The organism is Thermoclostridium stercorarium subsp. stercorarium DSM 8532 (assembly GCF_000331995.1).
In the GTDB taxonomy this organism is placed as follows: domain Bacteria; phylum Bacillota; class Clostridia; order DSM-8532; family DSM-8532; genus Thermoclostridium; species Thermoclostridium stercorarium.
This window is the reverse complement of the sequence record NC_020134.1, coordinates 1,943,767-1,959,221: the sequence shown is the minus strand read 5'-3', so window position 1 is coordinate 1,959,221 and position 15,455 is coordinate 1,943,767. Positions and strand designations below refer to the sequence as shown.

The following is a 15,455-nucleotide window of genomic DNA, read 5'->3' as shown; positions in this document are numbered from 1 at the left end:
GAGGTTTAGAGATGGGAAAAGCTCTGATTATCGGTGCAGGAGGAGTGGGCAGGGTTGTTGCCCATAAATGTGCGCAAAATCCCGATGTATTTGAAGAAATTTTAATTGCGAGCAGGACAAAAGAAAAATGCGATCAGCTCAAAAAAGAACTGGACGGGGGAAAAACCAAAGTACATACTGCAAAAGTTGATGCCGACAATACGGAAGAGCTCATAAGTTTAATCAATGACTTCAAACCCGGCATAGTCATCAATGTTGCACTGCCGTATCAGGATCTGACCATAATGGATGCGTGCCTTGCCACAGGAACCGATTACCTGGATACTGCCAATTATGAGCCACCCGAGATCCCGAAATTTGAGTACAAGTGGCAGTGGGCATACAAAGAAAGATATGAAAAGGCAGGAATTACCGCTATTTTGGGTTGTGGTTTTGATCCCGGTGTTACAGGAGTATTCACTGCCTATGCCCAGAAACATTATTTTGATGAAATTCACTACATAGACATACTGGACTGTAACGCCGGGGATCATGGCTATCCGTTTGCCACTAACTTCAACCCGGAAATCAATATACGTGAAATAACGGCACCGGGACTTTACTGGGAAAACGGGGAATGGATTGAAACAAAACCGCTGGAAATCAAAAGAACTTACAATTTTCCGGAGATAGGCAACATGGATATTTATTTGCTGCATCATGAGGAAATAGAATCGCTGGCAAAGAACATAAAGGGTGTAAAGAGAATTAGATTCTGGATGACGTTTTCCCAGAAATATCTTACCCACCTTCAGGTTCTCCAGAATGTCGGCATGACGTCGATAGAACCGATAGAATTTGAGGGTAAGCTCATACAGCCACTGAAATTCTTGAAGGCCGTTCTGCCCGATCCGGCAACGCTGGGGCCCAAAACAAAAGGCAAGACAAATATCGGGTGCATATTCCGGGGAGTTAAAGACGGCAAGCCCAGGGATTATTATGTCTATAACGTCTGTGACCATCAGGAATGCTACAGGGAAGTTGGGTCTCAGGCAGTTTCATATACCGCCGGTGTTCCGGCAATGATAGGTGCAATGATGGTACTGACCGGCAAATGGAAAAAGCCGGGCGTATTCAATGTAGAAGAACTTGATCCCGATCCGTTTATGGATGCGCTGAACAAAAACGGCCTGCCGTGGAAGGAAAGTTTTACACCCGATATTTTGGATTAGGTGAGTGCGGATGAATAAAAGTGTCCAAAGTTTCAAAGCCGTTGATTTGGATATTGATATATCCGGGCTTCCAACACCGATATACATTGTAGATGAGAGGCTTGTGGAGAAAAATCTCAGGATACTTAAAAACGTAATGGACAGGACAGGCTGCAAAATTCTCCTCGCCCAGAAAGCTTTTTCGATGTACTCGCTGTATCCGCTTATCGGCAAATACCTCAGCGGTACGGCAGCCAGTTCGCTTTTTGAGGCAAGGCTGGGTTTTGAGGAGATGAAGGGGAAAGAAGTGCATATATACGCTCCGGCGTACAGGGAAGAAGAATTTGATGAGATAATGAAAATATGCGACCATATAATTTTTAATTCCTTTTCCCAGTGGAACAAATACAAAGCCAGGGTTAAATCTTCAGGCAGGAAAATAGAATGCGGGCTGAGGATAAACCCGGAGTATTCGGAAATTGAAACTCAGATTTATAATCCGTGTTCCGAGGGTTCCAGGCTTGGTATAACGCTGGAGAATTTCAGGGAGGATGATTTGGAAGGCATAGACGGCCTGCATTTTCATACCATGTGTGAACAGAACTCTGATGTGTTAAAGCGAACTATTGAAGTGGTGGACAGGAAGTTTGGAAAATATATAAGCAGGATGAAATGGATAAACTTTGGCGGAGGACATCACATTACCAGGCCCGGATATGATATGGAAACACTGAGTGAATGCATTATGTATATGAAAAATAAATACGGTGTGGAGGTTTATCTCGAACCCGGCGAGGCGATAGCTTTGAATGCGGGGTATCTGGCTGCCAGGGTTCTGGATTTTGTGAAAAATAAAGTTGACATAGCAATACTGGATACTTCCGCGGCATGCCACATGCCCGATGTTATTGAAATGCCTTACAGGCCCAAAATAGTAGGGGCAGGCGACGCAGGAATGTATCCCTATACTTACAGGCTTGGCGGGCTTACATGCCTTGCAGGCGACGTTATAGGGGATTATTCCTTCAAAGAACCGTTGCAGGAAGGCGACGTTCTTCTTTTTACCGATATGGCAATTTATACGATGGTCAAAAACAATACATTTAACGGCGTAAACCTTCCTGCAATAGCGGTATATAACGATAAAGACGGATTAAGAATAATCAAAAAGTTTGGATATGAAGACTTCAAAGGACGTCTGTCGTAGTGTAAGATAAATTTGGCAGCCCCCGGTATTGTTACGGTATCGGGGGTTTTGTTTTGTCAGGCGTATAGTCGGGAATGTCTTTGGTACCGGTTTTTAAACCAAAATAAAAAAATGACATGGTATCTGTTTTTAGCCAAAACATAATAATTAACCTTTGAAGAATTGAAATTCCATTAAAACTTTCATGTTTTTAGGAAAATATTTTTTCATGTAAAAATTTTGCATTTCTTTACAATAAAAAAGCCGCGTGATATAATATGCTCCATGCATAATGCGGAAGGGAGCAATAAGTAGATATGGAAAATAAAAAACATTTTTGCACATGCACCGATTTAAGCTGCAAATTGCATCCTAATAACCATTCCAAAGGATGTGATCCCTGCGTGCGTAAAAATCTTAAAGACGGGGAAATTCCGAGCTGTTTTTTCAGACTGATTAATAATGATATATCAGAATTGAAAGAGTTCACAATCGAAAGTTTTGTTGATTTCTATTTAAAAAACAAAACAAATAAAACTGAATAAGGCGCTGCATGCCAAAAAATCGTTTTATACTGTATTGGGTTCACGTAATTATTGTAAAAAACCGTTTTAAAATCCTATAGCCGATGTGAGGGCATATGAAATCCGTGGACAGAAACCTTCATGTGCACAGGGGTAATTCAAGTGGATGAAAAATGTCGCACGGTGTGTAGGCGGAATGATTGAAAGAACTATGGATAGCTGGATATTAGTTGTTAGGAAAACGGTGCAGCTTTTCAGTAATTGTAGGATCTGGCAGTTGCTTTAGAAACAAAAATGTTTATTTGTCATTTAAATGTGGTAAATAATAATGCGAAAAATATTATTCAATTAGAGGGCAGAGTTTTCCTATATGCAATGTAACAATATGTCCATTTTGTTACTTTAAATTATATATCGGCAAGATTGTTAATTATTCAACGTATTTAAATACGTCCAAAAATAAAATTCCCAAATAATTTATTTGGGAATTTTATTATACTCAAAATTGGACTAAAGAGTAAAGCTCATCTTTTTGATCCTGGTTTACACCTATATAACGCAGCGTTATACTTTGTGAGCTGTGATTGAATGTATCCATAATAAGCCCTATATTATACCGGGACATTTTATAGGTCCAGTATCCCCAGGTTTTACGCAAACTATGGGTGCCAAAGTTCTCCACGCCTACGGCTTCGGCTGCTTCACGCAATACTCGGTAGCTTTGTACTCTGCCAATATGCCCTCCTTTTCTGCTCGCGAAAAGCCAATCCTCATATTTTAAATTTTGCGTTTTTACGTAGTTATCTATCTCTCTCTTTAAAGAATGGTTTATTTTTATTTTTTTCTCCTTATCCGTTTTTTTCTCTTTCAGAATAAGGTATTCACGAAACCGGTTATCCGGTGTATAGACATCTTTAACTTTTAAAGGCAAAATATCGCTTATCCTTAATCCCGTGTTCAGACCAAATTTAAACAACAGTCCGTATTTGGGATCCTTTCCGTTCAAGTAATAGTACATTTTTTTAATTTTTTCCTTGCTGCGAATTGGTTCCACAGTCATGAATCTATCCTCCCTTTAAAGTTTTAAAGCGGTTTTATATGCCTGTATCATCCGGGTATGCACAAATAATATATCGTAACTAAGCTGCCGGCTAATGCAACAATTTATCAGAAATATAATTAAAAAGATTCATGAGTTTTTTTGCTAAAAATTGATGTTTAAAAAGTTATTAACGTCAGACATGCGGTATATAAGGCTTTTTATTTCTAAATAATGTAACAAAATGGACATATTGTTACTTTAGAAAAAAGAAAAGAAATATAAAACATGTATTGTGTTTGTAATTTTAGAAAACAAACCCGGGAGGCACACGGAGTACCGGGGTTTGGGCCAAAGGAACGCAATTGAAGGCCGGAATGGCTGATTATTTTGTTTTGTATTTTTACATGACTTGAGAGGGTGAAATGCTAATGAAGAGAGTTCTTATCGTTGATGACACCGCTTTTATGAGAATGTCTTTAAAAGCCATGCTTGAAAAGAATGGCTTTCAGGTAGTGGACGAGGCAGAAAACGGTTCAGTGGCAGTAAAAAAATATAAAGAGCTCAGACCGGATATTGTAACGATGGATATAACAATGCCGGTCATGGATGGTATCCAGGCACTGAAGGAAATAAGAAAATTTGATGCCAATTCCAAAGTTATAATGATTTCGGCCCTCGGGCAGGAAGCTTATGTGAGGGAGGCAGTCCTGTCTGGAGCAAAAGGGTTTATAGTAAAGCCGTTTAAGGAGGATTACGTAATTCAGACATTAAATAAACTGTAACAATTTTCAAACGGGGGGGGGAACAATGATGGACGAGCTTTTAAACAGCCAATATGTGGTTTATGAATTGGCCGGTGAGAAATATGCGTTAAAAATCAGCGATGTATATGAAATTATAAAAATGCAGAATATTACACCAATACATAACAGTAAAGCTTTTCTTGAGGGAATTATTAATCTCAGGGGCAGGATCATACCTGTAGCCAATCTTCATAGAAAATTCGGTCTTCCTGATTACACCTCTACGAAGAAAACCAGGATAATAGTTGTAAAAAGCAGGAATGAAATGATTGGGATTGTGGTTGATAAAGTAAACCAGGTTATAAGATTTTCCGATATTCAGCCACCTCCGGAGATGGTAGCCGGTATTGACGGCAGCTATTTTGAGGGCGTAGGTATTACCGACGAAGGCGTTATAAGCATTTTGAACATTGACAAGGTACTCTATGAATAAGAAGGGGGAAAGCATGGCCAGTATATTTGAAAGTCCTGAGATGATTGGAGCTTTTATTGCCGAAGTGGAAGAACAGTTACAAATGCTTGAAAACAGCATTATAAGTTTGGAACAAAACGGGGAGACGGAAGAACATGTGCATGAATTATTCCGCATTGCCCATACCTTAAAGGGCTGTTCGGCCACCATGGGTTTTGAGAAAATGAAAAACCTTGCCCATGAACTGGAGAATGTTTTGGACAGTATCCGGAACGGTTTTCTGAAAATATCCGGACCGGTTACAGATGTCCTTTTTGATTGCCTGGACTGTTTAAGAATGCTGAAAGATGATTACGTATCGGACGCGAACAACATTAAGACCGATATAAATCCTGTTATAAACAAACTGAAAGCAATAACGGCGTCTGAGAATAAGCAAGAAGATAATCCGGATAAAGCCGGGAATGCGGAGGTTGAACATAGTAAATCAGTAATATTCGCTCTTGACACAAAACAGCGGGAGCAGATAAACCATGCCTTGGAAATCGGGCAGAATGTTCTTGTATGCGAAATTAGTATTTCTGAAGACAGCCAGATGAAATCAACCAGAGCCTGTCTTATTATGAACTTTCTTAATGAATGGGGCACTGTCGTAAGCATGGTTCCAAATGTCTTGGAGGTGCCGGTAGATTCTGATATCTGCAACGTGGCCTTTTTAGTTATCACACAGATGAGCGCTGCTGCGTTGGAGCATAAAGCGCGGAATGACCTGATGGATGTAAGTGATGTCAAAGTTTTTCCTTATAGCGTCGATACCGCTGAACATGTAATAAAAGCATATGAGACTGAGACACGGGACATGGACAATGCCTCGTGTGCAAAAACACCGGGGGATGAAAAAAAGATTGTACATACCGTTAGGATTGATGTGGATCGGCTGGAAAGAATGATGGAGCTGGTAGGAGAACTGGTGATAGAACAGATAAGAATTGCACAGGTTGCAAACAGCTTATACAACCGGTATCGGTCTGATGAAACTGTCGATGATCTGGTTGTTATTTCAAACAATATATCGGTGTTGATAAACGAGCTTCGCGAAAAAATCATAAAAACACGCATGATTCCGATACAGCAATTGTTCAGCCGATTTCCCCGAATGGTGCGGGATTTGTCCCGATCGTTGAATAAAGAGGTAAATCTTGTGCTTGAGGGTGAAGAAACCGAGATAGACAGGACAATAATGGAAGAAATGAGTGATCCTTTGATCCACCTTATACGGAATGCCATAGATCACGGGATTGAAGAGCCGGAGGTACGCAGAAGATTGGGAAAGCCTGAAAAGGGTACTTTGCGGATAACTGCATTTCATCATGACAGCAATGTAATAATAACTGTTGAAGATGACGGGGCGGGGATTGATATACAGAAAATAAAAGAAGCTGCGGTAAAAAAACGGCTTGTAACAGCGCAGGAAGCAGACAGTATGACCGAACAGCAGCTGATAAACTTAATTTTTCATTCGGGTTTTTCAACTTCGCAAACTGTAAGTGATATTTCCGGGCGTGGAGTCGGACTGGATATTGTAAAGTCGCATGTTGAGAAATTAAATGGAATCATTGATGTTGAAACATGCGCTGGGGCCGGTACAAGGTTTATAATCAAGCTTCCGTTCACGCTCGCAATATTGAAAGGACTTCTGGTAAAAATCGGGGATGAAACATACGCGATTCCTATGAATAACGTGATTGAAATTGTAAGGAAAACAAATAACGAAATAGAGTCGGTTAACGGACAGGCCATTACGGTTATAAGGGACAAAGCAATTCCTTTGGTATGGCTGCATGATTATTTCGGGATTCCGCGAGGAGAGGAGAAAAGGAATGTTCTTGTAGTATTACTCGGAATAGCTGAAAGGCATTTCGGCCTTGTAGTGGATGGACTTATAGGGAACCAGGAAATTGTTGTTACAAACCTGGGATCTTACATAGGAAAAGTTGAAGGTATATCCGGAGCTACGATTCTGGGTGACAGAAGTGTAGCCTGCATACTTGACGTGGCGGGAATTCTGGACATGATAAGCAAGAAAAGGGCTGCAAAAATCCATAATAAACAGACTGAAAATTAATTTTCAATAAACATGAATATTTTGGTAGGGGGCAATTATATATGGGATTCAAAAGAAATATGGCTTTAAAATTTATGAAGAAATCGGGAATTACTTACAGTGTTAATATTGCCGCAGATTCAGCAAAAAAACTGGATGAAAAACTAAAGGTTTTATCCGGTATTGCCGAACAGGTAAAAAAAGGTACCGTGGAACAATCCGCTGCTGTAGTTTCCACAAATTCAATGACGGACGAGCTTTCAAAGTCAATTAAAGGTGTTGTAAGGAACGCCGAAAGACTGATGGAACTTGCCGAACAGTCCCAAAAGTTTCTTGAAGAAATGGTTTTTACGATAAAACAGGTTGTCGGGAACAGTGAAAGCACGTCGAAGTCGGTGGAGGAGATATCGGCTTCGATTGAGCAAATGGGAAAATCAATAAAAAGTGTGGCAGGTAACGCTGAAAGTATGGCAGCTTCAGCCGAAGAGATCTCAAAGATCTCAAAAGCCATACAGGAGATAGTTGCGTCTATCCAGCAGGTGGCCGGAAATGCTGAAAGTACTGCTGGGTCTGTAGAGCAGATTTCTGTTTCGATAGAACAGATGAGTAAATCGATAAAAGGCGTTGCCGGAAATGCCGAAAATCTTACCGGCTCTGCAAAAGAGGCTACTGCGGTGGTTCAGGAAGTTGCTGCGTCTATTCAGCAGGTAGCTGGTAATGCTGAAAGCACAGCTGCCTCGGTGGAACAAATCTCTGCTGCCATTGAACGAATGGGCAAATCTATCAAAGGAGTGGCGGATAACGCGGAAAGTCTGTCAAGTTCTGCCGAAGAAGCGACAAAAGCCATTCATTCAATGGTTGCATCAATCCGGCAGGTGGCCGGCAATGCTGAAAATACTGCGAATTCCATAGAAAGGATATCTTTATCCGTCGAGCAAATGGGCAAATCGGTTAAAAGTGTTGCCGGAAATGCCGAAAGCATGACAGAATCCGCCCAGGAAACATCGGAAGCGGTACAGGAGATTGTGGCGTCCATTCAGCAGGTTGCCGGAAACAGTGAAAGCACATCGATATCCATAGAACAGATATCTTCTTCAATAGAGCAGATGGGTAAGTCTATAAAAGGCGTTGCCGGAAACGCCGAAAGCCTGAAAGAATCTGCCGAAGAGGCTACAGCGGCGGTGCAGGAAATTATATCGTCCATACAGCAGGTATCCGGTAATGCCGAGAGTACCGCCAACTCGGTGGAACAAATTTCTTCATCCATTGAACAGATAGGAAAGTCTATCAGGAGTGTAGCGGGCAATGCCGAAAGCCTGACAGGTTCCGCGGAAGAAGCGTCGGCGGCAATACAGGAGATTGTGGCATCCATCCAGCAGGTGGCCGGGAACGCGGAAAGCACGTCAAAATCAGTCGAAGAAATAGCTTCATCTATAGAACAAATGGGTAAGTCCATACAAGGAGTTGCGGGAAATGCCGAAAGTTTAAAAACATCTGCGGACGAGACTGCTGCGGCAATACAGGAAATAGTAACATCCATCCAGCAGGTGGCCGGAAATTCGGAAAGTACGGCAAGCTCAGTAGAACAAATCGCTTCGTCCATAGAACAAATTGGTAAGTCGATAAAAGGAGTGGCAGGGAACAGTGAAAGCCTGAAAGCATCGGCAGATGAATCCTCTGCTGCAATACAGGAAATGGTGGTATCAATACAGCAGGTATCGGGTAATGCGGAAAGTACCGCAAGTTCCGTGGAACAAATTTCATCATCCATCGAACAAATGAGCAAATCGATAAAAGGTGTTGCCGGAAACGCCGAAAGCCTTAAAGGATCAGCAGAAGAGGCAACGGCAGCGGTGCAGGAAATAGTGGCGTCAATCCAGCAGGTAGCCGGAAATGCGGAAAGTACGGCCAAATCGGTTGAAGAGATATCTGCTTCTATAGAACAGATGAGCAAATCAATTCAGGGTGTTGCGAAAAGTGCCGAGTTGCTCCAGAAATCCGCAAATGAAACATTTAACGTCGTTGAAAACATGGCGGCTTCGATCAGCCAGGTCGCGCAAAGCGCGCAAAATGTAAATAAATTGAGTGAAAATGTGATGAATGACGCGAAAGACGGTCAGAAAGCCGTTGCCGATACATTGCTGGCTATAAAGGATATATCCGAGGTTATTCATCGTGCTGAAAATGTTATAAACGGACTTGGGAAAAGTTCGGAAAAAATAGGCAGTATAATTGAAGTCATTGACGATATCGCGGAACAGACCAATCTCCTTGCGCTGAACGCTGCAATTGAAGCGGCAAGAGCGGGAGAGCATGGCAAGGGATTTGCGGTTGTCGCCGATGAAGTAAGAAAACTGGCGGAACGCACGGCCACAGCAACAAAGGAAATATCGGATCTCATTAAAGGAATACAGGGAGAAACAAGCCAGGCCATCAAGGCGATAGAAATCGGCACTCAAAAGGTTGAGCATGGTTCAAGGTTAAGTGATGAGGCAGGAAAGGCCATTGAAAAAATAGTTGAAGGAATAGAAAATGTGAATGCGGAGATCCGCCAGATAACCACTGCGACTGAAGAACAGAATAAAGGCAGCGCAAAAATCATTGAAGCGGTGAATACGGTAGCTAACCAGGCGGCGATGGTTACCCAGGCGACGAAAGAACAGGCTGCAGGAGTGGAAAATATAGTCAAAGGTATTGCAAATGCAAGAGAACAGGTGAGACAGGTTACTGTTGCGGTGAAGGAACAGGCAAAACAGGGACAGAATATTGTAATCGCCGTGGAAAACGTAACAAATCAGGCCGCGCAAGTTACTCAGGCTACAACGGAACAGGCCAGAGGCGTGGAAGAAATTATCAAGGGGGTAGCCAATGCAAGGGAACAGATGCGTCAGGTTACCGTTGCGGTGAAAGAACAGGCAAAGCAGGGGCAAAACATCGTACAGGCCGTTGAAAACGTTACCTTGCAAACAGCCCAGGTATCTGCCGCGGTGAAAGAACAGGCCGCCGGGGTTGAGGAAATAATAAAGGGCATAGCCAATGCCCGCGAACAGCTAAGGCAGATTACCATAGCGGTGAAAGAGCAGGCAAAACAAAGCCAGAATATAGTGGCTGCCGCTGAAAACGTTACCAAACAGGCCGCACAGGTAACTCAGGCCACCATCGAACAGGCTAAAGGTGTTGAAAATATAATTAAAGATATTGATAACGCAAGGGAACAAATGCGTCAGGTTACACTTGCAGTGCGAGAACAGGCCAAGCAGGGGCAGAGCATTGTTGCGGCGGTTGAGAATGTGACCAGGCAGGCGGCACAGGTGAGCGATATAACCAAGGAACAGGCCAAAGAGCTTGAAAATATTATAAAGGGCATAGAGAATTCCAGGGAACAGATAAGGCAAGTCAGCGAAGCGGTGAAGGAACAGGCGAAACAGGGGCAGAATATTGTAATTGCAGTGGAAAACGTGACAAAACAGGCAGCCCAGGTGACACAGGCCACCATTGAACAGGCTCAGGGAGTTGAAGAAATCATTAAGGGTGTAGTCAACGCAAGAGAACAGGTAAGGCAGATTTCAGATGCGGTAAAGGAACAGGCAAAACAGGGACAGAATATTATAGCGGCAGTGGAAAATGTAACAAAACAGGCAGCCCAGGTGACACAGGCCACCATTGAACAGGCCCAGGGCGTGGAAGAAATCATTAAAAGTGTTCTGAATGCGAGGGAACAGATAAATCAAATAAGCGAAGCAGTAAAAGAACAGGCGTCTCAGGGACAAATCATCGTTAAAGCCGCTGAAAACGTTACAAACCAAGCCTCCCAGGTTTCCCAGACGGTACAGGAACAGGCGGCAGGTGTTGATGAAATCATCAGGGGTGTTGCCAATGCGCGGGAACAGGTACGACAGATTACCGTTGCAGTGAAAGAACAGGCAAAACATGGCCAGGATATTACAAAGTCGGTTCAGAACATTACCGAACAGGCGGCTTTTGTGACAAACGCGGTTAAAGAACAGGCTCAAGGTATTAACGATATAGTGAAAAGCATTGAGAATGCAAGAGAACAAATGCTCCAGGTTACAACTGCAGTAAAAGAACAGGCCAGACAGGGGCAAAACATAGTTTCCGGCGTTGAGAATATTACCAGTCAGGCGGCACAGATTACCAATATTACAAAAGAACAGGCTCATGGAGTTGAGAATATAGTAAGAGGCGTGGCAAATGCAAGAGAACAGGTAAAACAGATTACGGCGGCTATGAAAGAGCAGTCGGCAAGTGCGGATAAGGTTATTAATAACGTAGAGCATGTAACCCTTCAGGCAGGTGGAGTGGCTGACGCGACAAAAATTCAGGCGAATGATGTGGAACAGTTGGCTAAATATACTTCGGAAATAAACCGTGTTATCAACCTTAATATCAAGGATGTTGAACGAACTGTTACAGTAACGAATGAATTGTCTAAATACTCGGAAGAGATTATGAATGTGCTTCTTGAATTAATTCAATGACTAAAAAACAAGGCGTTTCATTGTAAAATCCCATCCGCCTGAAACAATAACCTGATTTCGGTGTGATTAAGCAGTAACGTTGTGGTGGAGGCGGGGACCCTGCCTCCACATACATATGATACGGGTATTTCAGTGCAGAAACAGATTCCTTTAGCGTATATGATCGGGTTAACTGATAAAAGTTCTTCGTGATCTGCGTGTTTTAGATCGGTCAATTGGGAAAAAAGAATCGTTCAAACCGGAAAATACTTACGTTCTCATGAGATAAAACGCTGTGGAGGATGGAACAGTCGGTATGGATACGTTCGGGCTTATTCAACTGGCAGAGCTTATATATGAATACTGCGGAATTGATTTTTCCAAAAGTCTTTCCTCACTTGAAGCCAAAATATCGGAAAGGCTTAACGAACTTGGGCTTTCCTGCTGGGAATACGGAGGTTATTTAAGGGTTGAACCGAAAGAATGGGATATGCTTATTGAACTTATTACGGTGAATGAAACTTATTTTTTCCGTGAAGAAAACCTTTTGGCAGAATTTCAAAAGACTGTACTGCCACAATATAAGGACCGTACTCCCGAAAATCCTTTGCGTATATGGTGTTCAGCCTGTTCCAGCGGGGAGGAGCCTTATACATTGGCGATAATAGCCGAAGAAACAGGACTTTTTCAAACCGGCGCCGTTGAAATCATTGCATCTGATATAAATAAAAAGGTTCTGGAAAAGGCCATAAGTGGATCATATAACAAAAAGTCATTTTCTTTCCGTACAATGCCCAAAGAGATGCTTGAAAAATATTTTGTTTCGGCTGAAGAGGAATATGTGATCAGGGATTCGGTCAGGGCAATGGTTGATTTTCGCTGTATAAATCTCATGGACAAGGATATAGCGGAAAGAATAGGGAAAGTGGATATAATTTTTTGCAGGAATGTACTGATTTATTTTAATAAGGAAGCTATAAACAAAGTTATTAATTCCCTGTATGATGTGTTAAACGACGGCGGATACCTGTTCTTAGGTCATGCTGAAACCATAACCGGTATGAATACCGGATTTGAGACTATATACACACCTTCTGCATTTTATTACCGGAAAGGGGAAAAGTGTACGTGAAGCAGTATGGGGTATTGGTAGTGGACGATTCGTCCTTTATGCGCAAATGTATAAGCATGCTTATAGAGAGGGATCCTCAGCTTTTTGTCATAGGAATCGCAAGAAATGGCGTTGAAGCGATAGAGAAAGTACGGAGGCTAAGGCCCGACATTGTGACAATGGATATTGAGATGCCTGAAATGGACGGTATTACAGCTTTGAAAGAAATTAAGAAGTCTTGTCCTGTTCCTGTTGTTGTGCTGTGCAACAAAACCGGCAAATATCCGGAAGCTGCTTTTCAAGCTTTGGAGTCGGGGGCTGCAGACTTCTTTTTAAAAAACGTATTGTTGGGGGATGATGTAAAACCTGAGATAATAAAGGAGTTTCTTGAAAAATTAAAAACCATAGCCGAAAACGCGAAAAGGACTGTAAATAAAGAGCGAAATAAAACCATTTCTGAGGTGACTGAAATTCTCGAAAGCATTTTGAATAAACCCGAAAAGGTGACCGAAACAAAAACAGGACTGGCGGATCTTATAATAATAGGATGTTCAACCGGAGGTCCCTCGGCGTTACAGGCCATACTGCCCCGTTTTCCGGAAGACATGCATGTGCCAGTCGTTGTTTTGCAGCATATGCCTCCGGGTTTTACAAAACCGTTGGCTGAACGTTTTGACACCATCTGCAAATTACGGGTAAAAGAAGCTGAAAACGGGGATATTCTCAAAGCCGGTAACATTTATATAGCGCCGGCAGGTTACCAAACATTCATTGATAAGAAAACGGACGGAGCAACAGTTTTAAGAATAGAAGACAACCTGTCTGTTGACACTGTTTACAAACCGTCTATTGACATAACCCTTTATTCGGCGGCGCAGGTGTTTAAAGAAAGGTTATTGTCTGTAATTCTTACGGGAATGGGAAACGACGGTCTTTTAGGATGTGAAGCGGTGAAAAAATACAACGGAAAGGTGATTGTTGAGGCTGAAGAATCATGTATTGTGTATGGCATGCCAAAGGCCGTTTATGAGGCAGGGCTGGCTGATGTTCAGGTGCCTTTGTCGGGTATTTTTCGTGAAATAATGTCATATATCTGAATTGCCTTTTATTTCAAATGAAAAAGATAAGCCGCATATAACAACCACGCGTGATATGCGGTGATCCATGGTCTTAAACCGCGCGGCGTTCTGTTATTTGGGCTTTAATTATTACGAAAAGAAATTGAGCACCCATGAGGAATAAAAATAGAAAGGTGAGCGGATGAGAATCAGGGTGCCCAATAATAAACAGCTTACATTTCTATATAATCGTCCCTTCCCGGACCCACAGAAACATATTTAATCGGGCAGCCTACTGCTTCTTCAATAAAGCGGATATATTTCAGGGCTGCTTCTGGTAAATCTCCTGGGGTTCTGCATTTTGATATGTCGGTCTTAAATCCGTCAAGATATTCAAAAACAGGTTTTGCTTTCAGAAGTCTGTCGCCTGTGGGGAAGCTGTCACACCGCACGCCGTCGATTTCATATGCCACACATACGGGAATTTTGTCCATATAGGACAGCACGTCAAGTTTTGTTAAAGCAATTTCGTCCGCGCCCTGCATTTTAACCCCGTATCTGCTTGCAGGAATGTCGAATGCGCCCACCCTTCGCGGCCTTCCCGTTGCGGCACCGTACTCGCCTCCGGCTTCACGGAGTTTTTCCGCCTCTTCACCGAAGAATTCGGCGGTAAAAGGACCTTCCCCAACACAGCTCGAATAGGCCTTCATGATACCGATTACATGGTCAAGTTTTACACCCGGTATTCCAGCGCCAATGGGAGCGTATGCGGCAAGGGTCTGGGACGACGTGGTGAACGGATAAATTCCGAAATCAATGTCGCGCAATGCACCCAGCTGGGCTTCAAACAAAATATTTTTATTACCGTTAACGGCATCGGTAAGGAATTTGGTTGTATCAGTGATGAAAGGAATAAGTGGTTTGCCGAATTCATTAATCCATTGCATTATATCTTTCAGCGAAAACTTCTGCCCATACCCCCTGAGTGTAAGATTTTTCCACTCGAGTATATCGGCGATTTTGCCTTCAAGAGTATCAAGGCAGAGCAAATCACCCATCCGAATGCCTTTTTTCATGTATTTGTCGCCATATACAGGCGCAATGCCTCTTCGGGTTGATCCGTATTTTTTCTCTGCCAGGCGTTCCTCTTCAAGAATATCCTGCTGTTTGTGATAAGGCATGCAAATAAAGGCTTTGTCACTTATCTTTAAATTGTCAGGAGTTATTCTGACGCCTTTTTCTCTGAGCCTTTCAATTTCACCGCATAAATGCTCTATGTCAATAACCATGCCGTTTCCCATGACATTAACAGTATTCTCCCGTAATATGCCGGACGGAAGAAGATTCAATATAAATTTCCCTTTCTCATTCACTACGGTATGCCCGGCATTGTTGCCGCCCTGGTACCGGCATATTATGTCATATTCTTTGGAAAGCAAATCCACCATGCGGCCTTTTCCTTCGTCTCCCCAGTTTATTCCGACAACTGCTGTAAGCATAAAAAAATCCCCCTTAATCTTATGTACTAACCCGTTTTTTTTGCGCGG

The 15,455-nt window shown here is 42.5% G+C and carries 11 protein-coding genes; 9 read left to right on the top strand and 2 right to left on the bottom strand.

The genetic code is table 11. The features are described from left to right. Window positions 1-11: 11 nt before the first annotated feature. From CST_RS08445 to CST_RS13740, 3 genes are all read left to right on the top strand, one after another. Window positions 12-1,211 carry a saccharopine dehydrogenase family protein gene (locus tag CST_RS08445; protein ID WP_015359459.1) on the top strand — a complete coding sequence of 400 codons (1,200 nt, stop codon included), beginning with the start codon at window positions 12-14 and terminating at the stop codon, window positions 1,209-1,211. Window positions 1,212-1,221: 10 nt separating this feature from the next. Continuing rightward, window positions 1,222-2,397 (top strand): carboxynorspermidine decarboxylase, encoded by a 1,176-nt coding sequence (gene nspC / locus CST_RS08440; RefSeq protein WP_015359458.1) that lies wholly within the window; start codon window positions 1,222-1,224, stop codon window positions 2,395-2,397. Between the two features lie 296 nt (window positions 2,398-2,693). Then, entirely contained in the window at window positions 2,694-2,921 is a 228-nt protein-coding gene (locus CST_RS13740) for a DUF6485 family protein (protein WP_015359456.1), read from the top strand. Window positions 2,922-3,399: 478 nt separating this feature from the next. Here the strand turns inward: CST_RS13740 and CST_RS08430 are convergent, their stop codons facing one another. Next, a complete protein-coding gene (locus CST_RS08430) occupies window positions 3,400-3,960 on the bottom strand; it encodes a tyrosine-type recombinase/integrase (RefSeq protein WP_015359455.1) in 561 nt (186 codons plus the stop codon). Window positions 3,961-4,370: 410 nt separating this feature from the next. On the opposite strand from CST_RS08430, the gene CST_RS08425 reads away from it, so the two are divergent. The 6 genes from CST_RS08425 to CST_RS08400 all read left to right on the top strand — a co-directional run bounded on the left by CST_RS08425 (window position 4,371) and on the right by CST_RS08400 (window position 13,947). Next, window positions 4,371-4,724: a response regulator gene (locus CST_RS08425; protein ID WP_034836250.1), complete on the top strand. Its 354-nt coding sequence runs from the start codon at window positions 4,371-4,373 to the stop codon at window positions 4,722-4,724. 25 nt (window positions 4,725-4,749) lie between these two features. Continuing rightward, entirely contained in the window at window positions 4,750-5,178 is a 429-nt protein-coding gene (locus CST_RS08420) for a chemotaxis protein CheW (RefSeq protein ID WP_015359453.1), read from the top strand. Next, window positions 5,171-7,282, top strand: a complete 2,112-nt coding sequence (locus CST_RS08415; protein WP_242823539.1) for a chemotaxis protein CheA — start codon at window positions 5,171-5,173, stop codon at window positions 7,280-7,282. The genes CST_RS08420 and CST_RS08415 overlap by 8 nt, the downstream gene beginning before the upstream one ends. Window positions 7,283-7,323: 41 nt before the next feature. Then, window positions 7,324-11,760 carry a methyl-accepting chemotaxis protein gene (locus CST_RS08410; RefSeq protein ID WP_015485049.1) on the top strand — a complete coding sequence of 1,479 codons (4,437 nt, stop codon included), beginning with the start codon at window positions 7,324-7,326 and terminating at the stop codon, window positions 11,758-11,760. Window positions 11,761-12,034: 274 nt separating this feature from the next. Beyond that, complete coding sequence (locus CST_RS08405; protein ID WP_242823538.1) at window positions 12,035-12,871, top strand: CheR family methyltransferase; 837 nt, start codon at window positions 12,035-12,037, stop codon at window positions 12,869-12,871. Continuing rightward, a complete protein-coding gene (locus tag CST_RS08400) occupies window positions 12,868-13,947 on the top strand; it encodes a protein-glutamate methylesterase/protein-glutamine glutaminase (protein ID WP_041746575.1) in 1,080 nt (359 codons plus the stop codon). The genes CST_RS08405 and CST_RS08400 overlap by 4 nt, the downstream gene beginning before the upstream one ends. Window positions 13,948-14,141: 194 nt before the next feature. Here CST_RS08400 and CST_RS08395 read toward each other — a convergent pair whose 3' ends face one another. Next, complete coding sequence (locus tag CST_RS08395) at window positions 14,142-15,407, bottom strand: adenylosuccinate synthase (RefSeq protein ID WP_015359448.1); 1,266 nt, start codon at window positions 15,405-15,407, stop codon at window positions 14,142-14,144. Between the last annotated feature and the right edge of the window lie 48 nt (window positions 15,408-15,455).

Excerpts from the sequence above, each read along its gene's own strand:
- CST_RS08445 (WP_015359459.1), top strand. The coding sequence starts at position 12 with ATGGGAAAAGCTCTGATTATCGGTGCAGGAGGAGTGGGCAGGGTTGTT.
- nspC (WP_015359458.1), top strand. The coding sequence starts at position 1,222 with ATGAATAAAAGTGTCCAAAGTTTCAAAGCCGTTGATTTGGATATTGAT.
- CST_RS13740 (WP_015359456.1), top strand. The coding sequence starts at position 2,694 with ATGGAAAATAAAAAACATTTTTGCACATGCACCGATTTAAGCTGCAAA.
- CST_RS08430 (WP_015359455.1), bottom strand. The coding sequence starts at position 3,960 with ATGACTGTGGAACCAATTCGCAGCAAGGAAAAAATTAAAAAAATGTAC.
- CST_RS08425 (WP_034836250.1), top strand. The coding sequence starts at position 4,371 with ATGAAGAGAGTTCTTATCGTTGATGACACCGCTTTTATGAGAATGTCT.
- CST_RS08420 (WP_015359453.1), top strand. The coding sequence starts at position 4,750 with ATGATGGACGAGCTTTTAAACAGCCAATATGTGGTTTATGAATTGGCC.
- CST_RS08415 (WP_242823539.1), top strand. The coding sequence starts at position 5,171 with ATGAATAAGAAGGGGGAAAGCATGGCCAGTATATTTGAAAGTCCTGAG.
- CST_RS08410 (WP_015485049.1), top strand. The coding sequence starts at position 7,324 with ATGGGATTCAAAAGAAATATGGCTTTAAAATTTATGAAGAAATCGGGA.
- CST_RS08395 (WP_015359448.1), bottom strand. The coding sequence starts at position 15,407 with ATGCTTACAGCAGTTGTCGGAATAAACTGGGGAGACGAAGGAAAAGGC.